This window comes from Caulobacter segnis, from assembly GCF_029543125.1.
Taxonomy (GTDB): domain Bacteria; phylum Pseudomonadota; class Alphaproteobacteria; order Caulobacterales; family Caulobacteraceae; genus Caulobacter; species Caulobacter segnis_D.
Genome location: NZ_JARQWW010000001.1, coordinates 617110 through 631602, shown reverse-complemented (window position 1 = coordinate 631602; position 14493 = coordinate 617110). Strand labels below are relative to the sequence as shown.

Below are 14493 nucleotides of genomic sequence, written 5' to 3'. Positions count from 1 at the left end.
GACGAAGAAGGCGCGAACGACGGCGACCTCGTGGCGGATCCCGGGGCAGGGGAGCCGCCGTCGTCCCGAGCTCCGGCGGCGCGGCCCGAGCGCCCGGCGCCGGTCCTGGCTTGGTCGGCCTCGACCGGCGCTCGCGCCGAGCACGCGCGCAGTGTGGCCGAGGAGGCGCTCATCGCCGTCGGCGCCGACGACGAGCCCGATGACGACTATCGCCAACTTCGCCAGGCGTCCTCGATCACGAGGACCAAGGCGCGCCGTATGGGCGACCGCAAGCTCCTGCTGGCGGCGGGCGCCGCGGTTCCCTGCACTTTGCAGACGGCCATGGACTCCTCCTTGCCCGGTCAGGTCATCTGCCTGGTGGGACGCGACGTGTGGTCTGACAACGGCGCCGTCGTCCTCATGGAAAAGGGCGCTCGGGTGCTTGGTGAGTACCGCCGCGGCTTGAAGGCGGGAGACGGGCGCCTGTTCGTCCTATGGACGCGCGTAGTCACCCCGGGCGGCGTCGCCGTGCAGTTGGCTTCGCCCGCTGCGGACGCCTTGGGGCGTGCAGGCTTTGACGGGGAGATCGACCGGCACTTTTGGCGGCGGTTCGGCGGGGCGGTCCTGCTGTCCGTGGTCGACGGCGCGGCGGTGGCGGCCTTCGACGATGGCGGAGGCCGCGATGTGACGCGTCTGCCGTCGCAGGCCGCCGGCATCGCCGTGGACCGGTCGATCGACATTGCGCCCACCTTGCGCAAACCCCAGGGCTCTCAGGTGACGATCATGGTCGCTCAGGACCTGGACTTCTCCGACGTCTACGGTCTGCAGTCCGTCGAAGGCGGCGGCCGATGAGCGCGGTCCTCACCCATCACCTGGAGCCGCTGGCCCCCTATCTTGCTGACGAGGCCGTTCGCGAGATTGTCGTCAATGAACCCGGCGAGATCGGTGTCGAGGACGCTCGCGGCTGGCGGTGGATCGACGATGGGCGCCTGACGATGCGCTGGTTGATGACCCTGGCCCGGGCGGCTGCGGCCCATACGGGTCAGGACGTGAGCGCCGCCACGCCCATCTGCTCCACCAGCCTGCCGGACGGGGCGCGATGCCAGATCGTCCTGCCGCCGGCGGCCAGCAACATCTCCCTGACGATCCGCCGGCCCATGGGCGTGACGCCCCGTTTATCCGCTTTGATCGACGGCGGGCTCTTCAACGGCGTCGACAAGCACGCCGCAGGGGTGGATGCACGCCTGGATGCCTTGCGAACACAAGGCGAGTGGGGCGGCTTCTTCATGCGGGCGGTGGAGGCGCGGCGCACCATCCTCATCAGCGGAGCCACCGGTTCCGGCAAAACGACCTTGGCCCGCGCCCTTTGCGTCTACATCCCCGACCACGAGCGGCTGGTCACCATCGAGGACACGCGCGAGCTCGACCTGCATCACCGCAACTGCGTGCATCTGACCTGGGCGCGCGAAGGACAGGGCATGGCCAAGCTCGGACCGGGCGATCTTCTGGCGGCGGCTCTGCGCATGCGTCCGGACCATCCTCCTCGGGGAGGTGCGTGACGGCGCTTCGGCTTTCCACCTCCTGAGAAACGTCGCCTCAGGCCATCCGGGATCCTTGGCGACCATCCATGCGGGCAGCTGCGATCTCGCCCTCGACCAACTGGCCTTGCTGGTCAAGGAAACCCCTGCCGGGCGCGATCTGCCGCGCGATGACGTCCGCGCGCTTTTCGAAGGGCTCATCGACATCGTGGTTCAGATGGAGCGGCGCGATGGCCGCTTCGAGGTGACGGAGGTGCGTCATGGCGGTGCTCGCCGGCCAGCCCTGGCCGCTTAGGGCCGCGGCGGTTTCCCTTGCCGCCGCGACGGTGCTCGGCGCCGCCACCGGCCTTGCGCTTTGCATCGCCCTGGCCGGTCTTGGCCGCCTCAACGCCGATATGCAGCTTGCGCGTCTGCCGGCCTGGCTTTGGCACTATCGTGGCGACCCCGAGCTGCGCCGCTGGCTGCTGATCGGTGGCGGCGTCGCGGCAGGCGTGCTCGGCGGCATTCTGATCGCCATCTTGAGGCCAAAGCCCAAGCCGCTGCACGGCGACGCGCGGTTCGCCACCGCAGGCGAGGTGGCGCGAGCCGGCCTGCGCGACACCGACGGAGTCATCCTCGGCCAAAAGGACGGCGCGCTGCTGCGCTCGAACGGTCGCGAGCACATCTTCATCTGCGCTCCCACGGGATCGGGCAAGAGCTCGGGGATCATCATCCCGACGCTGCAAAGCTTTGTTGGGGGCTCGGCCGTGGTCCTCGACATCAAGCGTGAGTGCTGGGAGGCGACGGCAGGCTGGCGCCAAGCCATGGGTCAGGATGTGTGGCTGTTCGAGCCGTTCGCGGCCGAGGGCCGCACGGCCAGATTCAATCCCCTGGGCCACATCGATCGCAAGAACGAAGAGCAGACCTATGATGTGCTCCAGCGCGTGGCGACCATCCTCTTTCCTGACTCGGGCGGATCGGAGGGCTTTTGGAACAGCGCCGCCCGTGACGCCTTCATGGGCGTGGCGCTGCTGGTCGCGCAGACACCGGACAAGGCGCTTACTCTTGGCGAAATCGCCGCGCGATTTGCACAAGCCGATGTGGCCGAGACCTTGAGCGAACAGATCGCCAGCAGAAGCCGTGAGGGACAGCCGCTCAGCAAGGCGTGCGTTCTGGCGCTCACGGGCTTTTGCGAAACTTCGCCCAACACGTTCTCCAGCATCCGGGTGACGGTCACCACACGCCTGCAGGCCTGGTTCAACGCCCGAGTGGACGCGGCGACGTCGCAGAGCGATTTTGACCTGAAGTCCCTGCGGGCCGTCCCCTCGACCCTCTATCTGTGCGTGGCGCCCGGAGATCTGGCGCGCGCCGCGCCGATCTTCAGTCTGTTGGTCGAGCTTCTCCTCGACCAGTTGGGCCGTACGACCGCCCGGCCTGAGGATCGACGGCTCCTCATGCTCCTGGACGAATTCGCGGCCCTCGGCCGCCTCTCATCCATTGCGCGCTCATTCGCTTGGATCGGCGGATATGGCGTGAGGCTCGTTTGCGTCGTTCAGAACCGCAGCCAGCTTCACCAGATATACGGCGAAGGCGCTGAGGAGATCATCGGCAACTGCGGCCTGCAGGTTTATTTTGCGCCCAACGCCCTGAGTGACGCGCGGCAGGTGTCGGACCTGATGGGCACGCATGATCAGGTCGCTGTCTCGCAAAGCCGGCCCGCGGGGCTGGCCGGCGGGCGACGTAGCGAGAGCCGCAGTCGACAGCGCCGCAATCTGATGATGCCCCAGGAGCTTTTGCGCATGGAGCGCGGCAGGCTTGTCATACTGGCGCGCGGTCTGCCGCCCATCGCCGGAAGATGGCTCAAGGCCGAGGCTCTGCGCGCGTTCAAGGAACGCGTTTGGCCCTCGCCCGAAGTTGCGCCCCGAAGCTTGCTTCGCACCGCCGCCCGATCCGTGTCGTCTTCCGCGGCCTCGGGATCGACTTCGGCGCGCGCCGACGAGCGGACGCTCGCAAAACTGCGCGCGCGCTATGAGACCGAGCGCGGGGCATGACGGAACTGACGCTCGAACTCTCGCTCCCGCCCGAGCTGGCGAAGGTCTGGGCGGCGGCCGTCGACGACGCCGGCGGCGCCGACGAGGCGTTTCGCAGGCTGTTGCTGATGGCTCGTATGCGGTCGCTGCGCACGCCCAAGAAACCCCAGAGGATGTCCGAGCTGGTGGTTGTCAACGTTCCCATGTCGAAGCGTGACGCTCTGGCGGCGCAGAAGCTCGCCGCCGGCGCAGGGTTCAAGCGAGCGGGCTGGATCAGGGCTCTTGTGGTCAGCAGATTGCACGCGCGTCCGCAGTTTTCCTCTGAGGAAATGCGGCTTCACGCAGCGGTCCGCTACGAACTCCACAGGATCGGATGCGTGCTGCGAGCCACCGCCCAGCAGGTTCAAAGCTCGGCTCGCTCCGAGGACGTGCGCCTGCTTCTGGATGCTTGGGCCGACGCCCGCAGTCAGCTTATCGCGCTGCGATCAGCCATGGCGGGAAGTCTCCTCTATTGGGCATGCGCCGATGACTGACATGACCGCCACTCGCGGATTTGAAGATTTCTGGCGACAGCTGCGCGGCCCGACGCGCTTCACACCCGCCATGCTGCGCTCGCCACGGTTTCGCGCGCATATCCGCGACCTGGTTTCAGGAGCGCCAGTGGCCGGCTTTCGCGTCACCGGCGCCATTACGACCATCAAGGATCTGAAAAAGCACCTGGATTACATCTCGCGGGACGGGACGCTTGTGCTGCACGCCCGTGATCACGAGCAGGTCGTCGGCAGGGATGAGATCCGTCAGCGCGCCGAGGACTGGCGTGACGACAAGTTCGACTTTTTCGAACGGCGAAGCCGGATCGCCTATAGCATGGTGCTCTCCATGCCTGCCGGCTCTTCGCGCCAGGCGGTGTTCGACGCCGGCCTGGATTTCGCCCATTCCCACCTGGACCGGTCAGCTTTTTTGGTGGCGCAACACGACGACGCCCCACACCCCCACCTCCACGTCTGCCTTCGCGCACAGGCGGATGACGGCTCCTCCATCCAGTTTGGTCCTTCGGATCTGCACCGCCTCAGGGGGGCATTTGCAGAGCATCTGAAGGAACGCGGCGTGGCGGCGACGGACGCCCCGAGATGGGCGCGGGGCGTCGTGGAAAAGCCTCTCGCACCGTCTGTACATCTCATGGAGCGTGAGCATTTGGACGGGCTCGCCCCGGAACCACGGTACGTCGAGGCGGACATCAATGAGGCCTTCGCCATCGTTCGTGGGGACGATTGCGCCAAGCGGCCATGGGAACAAAGGATCCGCCTCACACAACAGGCTGTTCGCGACCGATACCTCCAGATCGCCGATGACCTTGAACGGCTTGGCGGTGACGAGGATCGAACGCTCGCAGATCAGGTGCGGGGGTTCGTGGCTGATATGCCGGCGGTGCTGACGCGGCGGGAGCGGCGTGTAGAGGAGGCTCGGACGATGGAGGCCTCTCGATCAATCATCGAGCGCCATCGCGGCGTTGATATGGAGCGGGAGCTCTAGTCGACGGCCGTTTTGTTGGACCCTGCGCGCACCTCTCGCACAAAGTCGCGATGCCTTCTTGCAAGCAGATGGGGTTGTTGCGGGCAGGAAGGAGCGCCAACGCGCCCGCAATGGGTAGGAATCTTGGGGCGGCGTTCGATTTAGGCGGGATTTTCGTCACCGAGTTGAATTAGTTTGCGCGCGCTCGTCTCGTTGTGTGTTCGTCGAGGCGCGATATGTGGGGGATATCGAGTGACCGTCATCGTCACCGGCGCGGCCGGCTTCGTCGGCATGAATACCGTGCAGCGTCTGTTGGATCGTGGTGAGACGGTCGTCGGCGTCGACAATTTCAACACCTATTACGACCCGGCTCTGAAAGCCGCCCGCGCAACCAAGCTGGAAGGCCAGGATCGCTTTCGCATGGCGCGCATGGACATCGCCGACGCCAGCGGTTTCGCGGCTCTGGTGAAGGCCAGCGGCGCCAAGCGCATCATCCACCTCGCGGCTCAGGCAGGTGTCCGCTACAGCCTCGAAAACCCCTTCGCTTACGAACGCTCGAACCTGGCGGGGCACCTGTCGGTGCTGGAGGCTTGTCGCCACAATGGCGTCGAGCATCTCGTCTACGCCTCTTCGAGCTCAGTCTATGGGGACCGTCCTCAAGACGGCGAGGGCTTCAAGGAAAGCGACGCGGCCGTGGAGCCGGTCTCGCTCTATGCCGCCACCAAGCGCAGCGGCGAGCTGATGAGCCATTCCTACGGACGGCTCTATGGTTTGTCGCAGACGGGCCTGCGGTTCTTCACCGTCTATGGCCCCATGGGGCGGCCGGACATGGCATACTTCTCATTTACTCAGAAGATCCTCGCCGGCGAACCGATCGAGGTCTTCGGTCAAGGTGAGATGTCCCGCGACTTCACCTACGTCGACGACATCGTCACGGGTGTCGTGGCCGCACTTGATCACGTTCCGCCTGCTGGCGAGAACCGCATCCTCAACATCGGCGGCGGCCGCCCTGAGGGGCTGATGGACATGATCTCCACCTTGGAGAAGGCCATCGGTCGCGAGGCTGTGAAGATTTACAAGCCGATGCAGCCGGGCGACGTGCCGCGCACCTTCGCCGATGTCTCAAAACTGAAAGAGATCACCGGCTACACGCCTGCGATCCCGATCGAAGAAGGGCTGCCCCGCTTCGTGGAGTGGTATCGCAGTTTCTACGGCTGAATTTTCAGGCGAATTCGAACGGAGTTCGCCTTGGGCGGGATATGAGTTGGCGCTCCATGCTGCGGTGCAGGAGAGCGTCGGTTGCTGAGGCTTTAGGGGTGTTTCTATGCGCGTTGCGATGATCGGCACTGGCTATGTGGGTCTGGTGTCGGGGGCGTGTTTCGCCGACTTCGGTCACGTGGTGACCTGCATCGACAAGGATCCCTCCAAGATCCGCCGCCTTGAGGCGGGTGAAATCCCGATCTTCGAGCCGGGTCTCGACGAGCTGGTGGCGCGCAACGTTCGCGAGGGCCGCCTGTCATTCACCCTCGAGGGCGCGCAGGCCATCAAGGAAGCCGATGCGGTGTTCATCGCTGTTGGTACGCCGACCCGTCGCGGAGATGGTCATGCTGACCTCTCTTACGTCTATGCCGCCGCTGAAGAAATCGCGGGCCTGATCGACGGCTTCACTGTCGTGGTCACCAAGTCCACCGTGCCGGTGGGTACAGGCGACGAAGTTGAGGCCATTATCAAGAAAGTGCGCCCAGCCGCCGAATTCGCCGTCGTCTCCAACCCTGAGTTCCTGCGTGAAGGCGCGGCGATCGAGGATTTCAAGCGTCCTGACCGTGTGGTCGTCGGCACCGACGACGAGCGCGCCCAAGCAGTGATGCGTGAGCTCTATCGCCCGCTCTATCTCAACGAGACGCCGATCGTGTTCACGGGGCGGCGTACCAGCGAACTGATCAAGTACGCCGGCAACGCCTTCCTCGCCATGAAGATCACTTTCATCAACGAGATGGCCGATCTTTGCGAGAAAGTCGGCGCCGACGTTCAGCAGGTCGCACGCGGCATTGGCCTTGACGGCCGCATCGGCAAGAAGTTCCTCAACGCAGGCCCCGGCTATGGAGGCTCCTGCTTCCCCAAGGACACCATCGCGCTGGTCAAGACGGCCCAGGACTTTGGTGCGCCGACCAAGCTCATCGAGGCGACGGTCGCTGTGAACGATGCGCGCAAGAAGGCCATGTCGGCGAAGGTCGCCGCCGCTCTAGGCGGCGATGTCAGCGGCAAGACCATCGGCGTACTCGGACTGACCTTCAAGCCGAACACCGACGACATGCGCGATGCGCCCAGCCTGGACATTATCCCGGCTCTGCAGGCCATGGGCGCCAAGGTCCAGGCGTTCGATCCGGAAGGTCATGAGGCCAAGCACATGCTCAAGGACGTCGATTTCAAGGACGGCCCGTTCGATGTCGCCGAGGGCGCGGACGTGTTGGTGATGATCACAGAGTGGGACCAGTTCCGGGCGCTCGATCTCGATCGCATCAAGTTGCTAATGAATGCTCCGGTGGTTGTCGATCTGCGCAACATCTACCGCCCTGCCGACATGAGAGCCCGCGGCTTCAACTACGTGAGCATCGGCCGATCCTGAGGCGGACGAGATCGAACCGGCACGGTCTGAGTACCAACATCGAGCAATCTCAAACTCTTACAACTGCTGGGTGTTGACGGTTTCAGATATTGCTGCGATGCGGCATCGAGAAGCTGGTTAGGGCTGGCTTGGGGGTGGTTATGCGATCAGTCATCGTTACAGGTGGCGCGGGCTACATTGGCGCACACGCCTGCAAAGCCCTCGCGATAGCCGGATGGCGCCCAGTCGCCTACGACAACCTGTCGATAGGAAGACGGGAGTTCGTTAAATGGGGCCCCCTAATTGAGGCCGACACTCGCGATCCAATCTCGATGGAGCGGGCCATCCGTGAGTATGACGCGGTTGCAGTCATGCACTTCGCCGCGCTTTCTTCCGTGGCGGAGTCGCAGGAAAATCCGGCGCTTTACTACGACAACAATGTGAGGGGGCTTCTCGGTGTGCTTGAAGGGATTCGCTCCGCCGGCCGCAGTCGGATCGTCTTCTCCAGCACGGCGTCGGTTTACGGGCAGCCGGATGGGGGCGCGATCAACGAAGATACGCCGACGGCCCCCATCAACACCTACGGCCATACCAAGTTGATGTGCGAGCGCTTGTTAGCGGATTACGCTCGGTCATATGGACTGAAGTACGTCTCGCTTCGCTATTTTAATGCCTGCGGTGCGGATTCCGAGGCGGAGATCGGAGAGCAACGCGAAGTCGAAACCCACCTCATTCCACGCGCCATGATGTCGCTGCAAGGACACCTCGAGAGCTTCCAAGTTTTTGGAAATGACTTTCAAACGCGGGATGGGACGGCAATCCGCGATTATGTGCACGTGAGTGATCTAGCTGATGCACACGTTGCAGCGTTAGAGCGTCTCGAGCAGGGGAGGCAAAGCGGCATATTCAACCTTGGGAGTGGTCATGGCCATTCGGTGGCCGAGGTGCTGAAGGCGATATCAGCGACAACCGGTCGAAGCTTTGTGGCACCAAGCGGCCAACGGCGTCCCGGGGATCCATCCGAACTAGTCGCTTCGATCGAAAGAGCGCGAAGCGAACTGGGCTTTGATCCAGTACGCTCGACACTGCCGAACATCGTCGAAACAGCTTGGCGTTGGCACCAGCAGGCTCATCCAGCGCGGGTAACCCGTGCCGGTGCCTTGGCGTAATCGCTACATATTTAAATCCTGGTGTGCTCTGTAAGCGGCCGCGTGGAAACATAAGAATGCCGGCAAGCAAAGGGGTGGCCTCGGTCTCATCACGGGGCCCGCCTGCGCGATTCCACTGGCTTCTGGCGTCCATTACATTCGCCCAATTGTGTGGTGTCTTGATGTAGCGATCCGCTGGCCCGATAAGCAACTTATGTTTCCCATCGCGCTGACAACATTGCGTACCATGGTCAGAACAAATATCAGCACATCCGAGATGTTTTGAAGGCTTGGGATATATCGGCAAAATGATATCCAGGATGCGGCGCTCGATTCATGAGGGGTTTGGTACTCGAGCTCAACTTTTGGCGAGCCAGATACTTGGCCAAGTGATGCCGATTGCCACCATTCCACTTTTGACGCGGCTGCTCGATCCTGTGGAGATGGGCCACTATCAGATTGCGCTTTCGATCGCGCTTATAGCGCTTCCATTCGCGATCTTTCAGACTGATGTCTTTGTCCCGGTGGCCCACAACGAGTTCGAAGTCACGACGCTGGTTCGACGAGCTCTTCTTAGCACATCGATTTTTGCATTATTTGCGGCAACTATATCGTTTTTTATTTCGAGCGGGGGCGGATTAGAATTAGCCGCATCCACATTTCTTTTGACGGCCGCAATGTCGCTAAATTCAGTGGCGAACTCGATTCTAATTCGAAAGAGCGACATACCTAAGCTTATCCAACGCAATATTTTCGGTGGTGCATTTGTTGCCATAACTCAGGCAGTGTTCACTATTTTGCATCCGAGCGCCATTTCGCTTGGTCTGGGTATGGTTGTTGGTAGAGCGATTAGCCAAATCCTGTTGAAGTCGACTAAGAGTTGCGAGCCGCATCCAAATCATGTCGAAGTGTCTAAGGGCTTCTTGAGAGCCTTGATAGGGTCAGGTGCTAACGCGTTAGGTACATTTGCGTCGCAGATGCCCATGTTGTTAGTGGCGCCACTCTATGGGGCCGCTTCTGCTGGCTATCTTGGTCTTAGCCAAAGAGTTGTGGGAGCTCCAACAGGGCTGATAGGGCAGGGGATCAACCAGATCATTGTTGCAGATGCATCCGCGATCATTCGCAGCGGAAACGGCAAGCTTTGGGCGGGCCTTCGCCGACAGATTGTTCTTCTGTTATCGTTCTCTGTAGCCGCTGCCGTGGCCTTAGCAATTATCGCTCCTCCGCTCACGCCTTGGGTCTTTGGCGCACTTTGGGCTCCTGCGGGCGAGTACATTCAGATATTGGCGCTCCCGATGTGCCTTCAGTTGGTTGCAGTACCTATGGTCCCGCTCATGGCAATGCTGGGGATGCAACGGGAATTGTTTTGTCTACAGGTCCTCAGGATCGTCTGCATAACTGTTTGCGTTCTTGCGGGGGCTACGTTTTCGCTTGGTATGTCGTCGACCGTTACCCTAATTTCCGTGGTTTGGACTATGGCCTACTGTGCGACAATCGCGCTGGCGATTGTCGCCATCCGGAAATATGACCTACAAGCTCTGAGGGCGCGAAATGGCCAGTAAGCCGCAAAAGCTCTTCATGCTGGCTTCGCGTGGCGGCCTCAGAGGCCGCGTGGCGCGCAAGTTACTCCGGGTTCTTTTTGCCTGCGACGTTTCTCCGGGAGCCATGTTCTCTGGGCCGCCAAATCTGCATCATCCGCTCGGCATCGTCGTTGGCATGGGAGCGGTTATCGGGCGCAATGTCACCATCTATCAGGGCGTGACCATTGGCGGCAGCAGGTCTGGAAAGTATCCCAATATCGGCGACAACGTCACCATCTACGCCAACGCGACGATTGTTGGTGGCGTGATGATCGGCGACAATGCCGTCGTCGGCGCCAATGCGTTTGTCGTGGGAGATGTGCCCGCCAATGCCGTTGTCAGAGCCCCTCCTTCACCCATTTTCATTTAGAAACGCAAGATAATGAATCCCGTCGCCAATTGCGCCGACTACCCCCATATCAGCGTGGTCATCCCAACATCGGGCCGCGCCTCTCTTCTTCGCGCAGTCGAATCTGCGTTAGCGCAGGAAGAAGTTCAGGTTGAAGTTCTCGCTGTTGTGAACAATACGGACACTCTACCGTCCTTCGACGACCCGCGTGTGCGGGTCATCGATGCGCGAGCGACGCCAGGGCAAGGACCGGCGCGACAAATGGGCGTGGAGAGTGCGAGCGCCAAAATTATTGCACTGCTGGACGACGATGATTATTGGGATCCGAGGAAATGCATTGAGCAGATCCGCGATGTTCAAAAGTTTACATCCACCCACAGCGATGGTTGGATCGCAGCGACGGGGCTAACAATTCACTACCCCGACGGACGCCAAGCATTGCGCCCGAGAACGAATAATGTTCCAGTTTTGACTAGAAGACCGGAAGAATATCTCTTTCTTCGAAAGACTTTGCGAAGAGTCGATAATTTCATTCAATCATCATCGTTGTTGTTCCCAAAGAGCCTAGCTGTATTGATCCCCTTCAATAAGCTACCGGAGGTCTGCACTGATTGGGGGTGGGTTATTGAGGCCAATCGGAATGCGGACTGCCAGATAATCATTGGGGCCGGCCATCGTACTCACTACGATATTTCGCTTCCCGGCGTCTCGAAGACGAACCGTACTCCGCAAATTCTCGCCTGGGCGGACTATATGCTTTCAGACAAATCTCGTCGAATAATGGGTGATTTTTGCGCAACCACTCCCTTGCAGGTCACGGCGAACTTCGGAGATCTCAAGGGTGCTCTAATGGTGCTTCGGCATGCATACTCCAAGGGCCGTCCGGGATTGCCGGCCACGTTGATGGCCGGCCGTAGCTTCCTGCGTTGCCTTAAAGCCTACATCGCGACGAGCAAATAAGCGCCCCGCTCAGAGATAGATTGAATTTCGATGAATAGAGTCGATGCAAATACAAATTTCGGCGTAATTTGGCTGGCGCCGATTTTACTGATCTATTTTACGGGGGGGCTGCTGCAGTATGCTGGCCTTCTGTCCCAGACCCAGAGTAACTGGCTAGCGCTTGGACTTTTCGGCCATGTCTTTTTGTCCCGCGCTGCGTGGTATCACGTGCAAGTTGAGGCCATTCTGGCTGTTTTGATCGTAGTTATAGCGCTAAGCTATCTACAGCATGGAACGCCACTATCAAATACAATTACATACTTGTACTACGTGCTATGCACAATTGTTGCCGCAGTTGCTGGGCGAGTTTATGCGATGCGCCTGTCCGCGTCTGTTAGCACGGGTGCATTTTTCAAGATCATAAAGATCTTTCTTCTGATCGAGCTCAGTGTGGTAATTCTTCAGAAGAGTTTTACATCCCAGTTCATCCAATATTCGCAAGCGCCTATAGGATATATCGACGCAATATTCGGTACATTTTTCCTACAATCTGACGCTAGCCTGGCGGCTGTATGCGAATTGATAATAGTATCTACATTTTTTCTCTACTGCAGAATGGTCGATCGGCTTATCATATGCGCGCTGGCCGTTCTAATAATCTTCCTCGGCAACTCCAATGCCGCTAAAGCTACAAGTGTATTGCTCTTCATTCCACTGTTTGCATATGGCTTCTACCGCAACCTGAATGCAAGCCGATATGGCTTTAACATCATGCTCGCGTTCGTCGTGACAGCTTTCGTACTTGTCATGTACAATCCACTTTCGAACTTCTTCGCAGATTTCTTTGTGCGTGCATCGAGTGAGTTTTACCGCCGGGAATCGTGGGAATCTGCCGCGCGCTTTTCTCCGTTGGGGCAAATACTTTCCGAAGGCGTGAGTCTTTTCGGGCAGGGAGCTCTGACTTACTACAATCCCATTACAAAGGCGTGGCTTTACAATGCTGGATTTAGCACAATCTACAGCTTGTATATTGACTTTGGGCTGGCTGGCCTATTTGTGTACGTGTTTTACCAGTTGATTTTGGTCGTAAAGTACACTAAAAACTATCTTGAATTCTTAGTATTTGTCGGCGTCCTGGCTTCGTTTATGGCGTTAAATTTTGCGCTTACTGACATAGCCTTCATTTTTTCATTTAACGGGGCGTTGTATTTGAATTACATTTGCGGACGATCGGGCCCTCAGAGGGCGTAGCGCGGAGGCTCGGGAGCAGAGTCCATAAGTCGCGCGGTTCGTTACGCTCCGAAACGAGTATGGTGCGGCTAAATGGGCATCGTACCATGATTCCTAAAATCGATCTTAGAGTGGAAACTAGTCAAGAATGGTTCGGCAAAACAGCCTCAATAGTGCTCCGCCCCATGAGATTCCGGTTGCGAATTCGCATTTGGACGTCAGCGTTGTATGCGCGAACTACAATAATGGACCTTACCTTGATGAGTTTTTCCTATCCTTCGTCGCATCAACTCGTGCCCCGAGAGAGCTGATATTTGTTGACGATGGATCGACTGATAACTCATTGGCCATCGCCCAAAAATTCGCCTTCCGTTTGCCGTTCCTCAAAATCGTTGCATTGGAGCGTAATCAGGGTTTCGGAAATGCCCTCAACGTTGGAATAGAGCAGGCCACTTGCCGGTTCATTATGCGCATTGATCCCGATGATGTGATGTTGCCGGAGCGGATCGAGGTGCAGCATCAGATCCTCGCTTCTGGAGCGTATGATATTGTTGGGTCTAATGCTGAAATCTTCCATTCCGATACGGGGCGTGTCCTTGGGAAGACAAATTTTCCTCTGACGCATGATGATATCGCCGCGAAGATCCGTGCTGGGGAGCATGGAGTCCTTCATCCCACCGTCATGGCGCGCGCAAGTTTCTTTAAATCGCAACGTTATGTGCAAGAAAATGTGCCGGCCGAAGACTACGATATTTTTGCGCGAATGCTTGCGGCGGGGGCGCGTTTTGCCAACATCGACAGCGTGCTAATGCGCTACCGGGTTCACCAGAAAAGCGCGTCGAACATTTTGCCTTTTTCGACGATCAGCAAGACCTATGCACTGCGTGATCGTATATTTAATGATCAAACGCCAAAAATGCGCGTTTGGATGTATTTTGTGCATATAAAATTTTATAGAAAGTATCTCTTTGAGTCTAATTATCCATTCAAGGTAGTTTTTCTTGTTATTTCCAGCATTTTCTATCCAGCAAAATTCTTCTCACGGGTACGACGTATGATCAGAACCGGTCGAGATCGCAGAGGCAAAAACGATGGATAGATTGTCCACAATCGCGCTAATATTTGAAGATATAAAATGCAATCCGCACGCAAAGTCGAAGTTCATTTTATCATTTTATAGAATAGCTTTTGCGAGCGGAGCGAGCTCATCGCCAATTGTACGTGCAATTACGGCACCAATTCGGGTTATTTACCGCGTTGTAGTTGATTGGGTTATGGGTGTCGATCTGCCGACCAAAGTGCGGATCGGCCGGAGGCCCATTCTTTTCCACGGCATGGCGTTGGTTATCAATGAAGCCGTTGTTATTGGCGATGATTGCATCTTTCGACATTCCGTAACAATCGGAAACAAGATGACGAAAGAGGGCGAGAGTGCATCGCCTGTGGTGGGCAATAGGGTCGAGTTTGGAGCTGGCGCCATAGTATTGGGGGCCATAACTATCGGAGACGATGCTAAAATCGGAGCTGGCAGTGTCGTGACCAAGAGTGTTGCGCCCAACTCTATCATGGTGGGTAATCCAGCCAGAGATATCCGAGTGTAATCC

General features: G+C 58.8%; 15 protein-coding genes. All 15 read left to right on the top strand.

Translation table 11 applies throughout. The annotated features are described in order from the left end of the window. Positions 1 to 30: 30 nt before the first annotated feature. Entirely contained in the window at positions 31 to 831 is an 801-nt protein-coding gene (gene virB10, locus P7B02_RS03055; protein ID WP_277784829.1) for a type IV secretion system protein VirB10, read from the top strand. Continuing rightward, positions 828 to 1538, top strand: coding sequence for an ATPase, T2SS/T4P/T4SS family (locus tag P7B02_RS03050; protein ID WP_277784828.1), 711 nt, complete (start codon positions 828 to 830; stop codon positions 1536 to 1538). Before virB10 ends, P7B02_RS03050 begins: the two co-directional genes overlap by 4 nt. Next, positions 1531 to 1812: an ATPase, T2SS/T4P/T4SS family gene (locus P7B02_RS03045; RefSeq protein ID WP_277784827.1), complete on the top strand. Its 282-nt coding sequence runs from the start codon at positions 1531 to 1533 to the stop codon at positions 1810 to 1812. The genes P7B02_RS03050 and P7B02_RS03045 overlap by 8 nt, the downstream gene beginning before the upstream one ends. Further along, the gene (locus P7B02_RS03040) at positions 1778 to 3547 is read left to right on the top strand and encodes a type IV secretory system conjugative DNA transfer family protein (RefSeq protein WP_277784826.1); all 1770 of its coding nucleotides are present in this window, start codon (positions 1778 to 1780) and stop codon (positions 3545 to 3547) included. The genes P7B02_RS03045 and P7B02_RS03040 overlap by 35 nt, the downstream gene beginning before the upstream one ends. Next, positions 3544 to 4059: a hypothetical protein gene (locus tag P7B02_RS03035; RefSeq protein ID WP_277784825.1), complete on the top strand. Its 516-nt coding sequence runs from the start codon at positions 3544 to 3546 to the stop codon at positions 4057 to 4059. Before P7B02_RS03040 ends, P7B02_RS03035 begins: the two co-directional genes overlap by 4 nt. Continuing rightward, positions 4052 to 5059: a relaxase/mobilization nuclease domain-containing protein gene (locus P7B02_RS03030; protein ID WP_277784824.1), complete on the top strand. Its 1008-nt coding sequence runs from the start codon at positions 4052 to 4054 to the stop codon at positions 5057 to 5059. The genes P7B02_RS03035 and P7B02_RS03030 overlap by 8 nt, the downstream gene beginning before the upstream one ends. 231 nt (positions 5060 to 5290) lie before the next feature. Beyond that, complete coding sequence (locus P7B02_RS03025) at positions 5291 to 6256, top strand: NAD-dependent epimerase/dehydratase family protein (RefSeq protein ID WP_277784823.1); 966 nt, start codon at positions 5291 to 5293, stop codon at positions 6254 to 6256. A 106-nt stretch (positions 6257 to 6362) separates the two neighbouring features. Further along, positions 6363 to 7664, top strand: coding sequence for a UDP-glucose dehydrogenase family protein (locus tag P7B02_RS03020; protein ID WP_277784822.1), 1302 nt, complete (start codon positions 6363 to 6365; stop codon positions 7662 to 7664). Between the two features lie 140 nt (positions 7665 to 7804). After that, positions 7805 to 8812, top strand: a complete 1008-nt coding sequence (galE, locus tag P7B02_RS03015) for a UDP-glucose 4-epimerase GalE (RefSeq protein WP_277784821.1) — start codon at positions 7805 to 7807, stop codon at positions 8810 to 8812. A gap of 299 nt (positions 8813 to 9111) precedes the next feature. Beyond that, positions 9112 to 10353 (top strand): lipopolysaccharide biosynthesis protein, encoded by a 1242-nt coding sequence (locus P7B02_RS03010; RefSeq protein WP_277784820.1) that lies wholly within the window; start codon positions 9112 to 9114, stop codon positions 10351 to 10353. Then, a complete protein-coding gene (locus P7B02_RS03005) occupies positions 10343 to 10741 on the top strand; it encodes a serine O-acetyltransferase (RefSeq protein ID WP_277784819.1) in 399 nt (132 codons plus the stop codon). Before P7B02_RS03010 ends, P7B02_RS03005 begins: the two co-directional genes overlap by 11 nt. 12 nt (positions 10742 to 10753) lie before the next feature. Further along, entirely contained in the window at positions 10754 to 11680 is a 927-nt protein-coding gene (locus P7B02_RS03000; protein WP_277784818.1) for a glycosyltransferase family 2 protein, read from the top strand. Between the two features lie 30 nt (positions 11681 to 11710). Next, on the top strand, positions 11711 to 12910 hold the full coding sequence (locus P7B02_RS02995; RefSeq protein WP_277784817.1) for a hypothetical protein: 1200 nt from the start codon (positions 11711 to 11713) through the stop codon (positions 12908 to 12910). 127 nt (positions 12911 to 13037) lie between these two features. Next, entirely contained in the window at positions 13038 to 13988 is a 951-nt protein-coding gene (locus tag P7B02_RS02990; protein ID WP_277784816.1) for a glycosyltransferase, read from the top strand. Further along, a complete protein-coding gene (locus P7B02_RS02985) occupies positions 13981 to 14490 on the top strand; it encodes a serine O-acetyltransferase (RefSeq protein WP_277784815.1) in 510 nt (169 codons plus the stop codon). The genes P7B02_RS02990 and P7B02_RS02985 overlap by 8 nt, the downstream gene beginning before the upstream one ends. The last annotated feature ends 3 nt before the right edge of the window (positions 14491 to 14493 follow it).

Coding starts and splice junctions, on each gene's coding strand:
- P7B02_RS03050 (WP_277784828.1), top strand. CDS start 828: ATGAGCGCGGTCCTCACCCATCACCTGGAGCCGCTGGCCCCCTATCTT.
- P7B02_RS03040 (WP_277784826.1), top strand. CDS start 1,778: ATGGCGGTGCTCGCCGGCCAGCCCTGGCCGCTTAGGGCCGCGGCGGTT.
- P7B02_RS03035 (WP_277784825.1), top strand. CDS start 3,544: ATGACGGAACTGACGCTCGAACTCTCGCTCCCGCCCGAGCTGGCGAAG.
- P7B02_RS03030 (WP_277784824.1), top strand. CDS start 4,052: ATGACTGACATGACCGCCACTCGCGGATTTGAAGATTTCTGGCGACAG.
- P7B02_RS03020 (WP_277784822.1), top strand. CDS start 6,363: ATGCGCGTTGCGATGATCGGCACTGGCTATGTGGGTCTGGTGTCGGGG.
- galE (WP_277784821.1), top strand. CDS start 7,805: ATGCGATCAGTCATCGTTACAGGTGGCGCGGGCTACATTGGCGCACAC.
- P7B02_RS03010 (WP_277784820.1), top strand. CDS start 9,112: ATGCGGCGCTCGATTCATGAGGGGTTTGGTACTCGAGCTCAACTTTTG.
- P7B02_RS03005 (WP_277784819.1), top strand. CDS start 10,343: ATGGCCAGTAAGCCGCAAAAGCTCTTCATGCTGGCTTCGCGTGGCGGC.
- P7B02_RS03000 (WP_277784818.1), top strand. CDS start 10,754: ATGAATCCCGTCGCCAATTGCGCCGACTACCCCCATATCAGCGTGGTC.
- P7B02_RS02995 (WP_277784817.1), top strand. CDS start 11,711: ATGAATAGAGTCGATGCAAATACAAATTTCGGCGTAATTTGGCTGGCG.
- P7B02_RS02990 (WP_277784816.1), top strand. CDS start 13,038: ATGGTTCGGCAAAACAGCCTCAATAGTGCTCCGCCCCATGAGATTCCG.
- P7B02_RS02985 (WP_277784815.1), top strand. CDS start 13,981: ATGGATAGATTGTCCACAATCGCGCTAATATTTGAAGATATAAAATGC.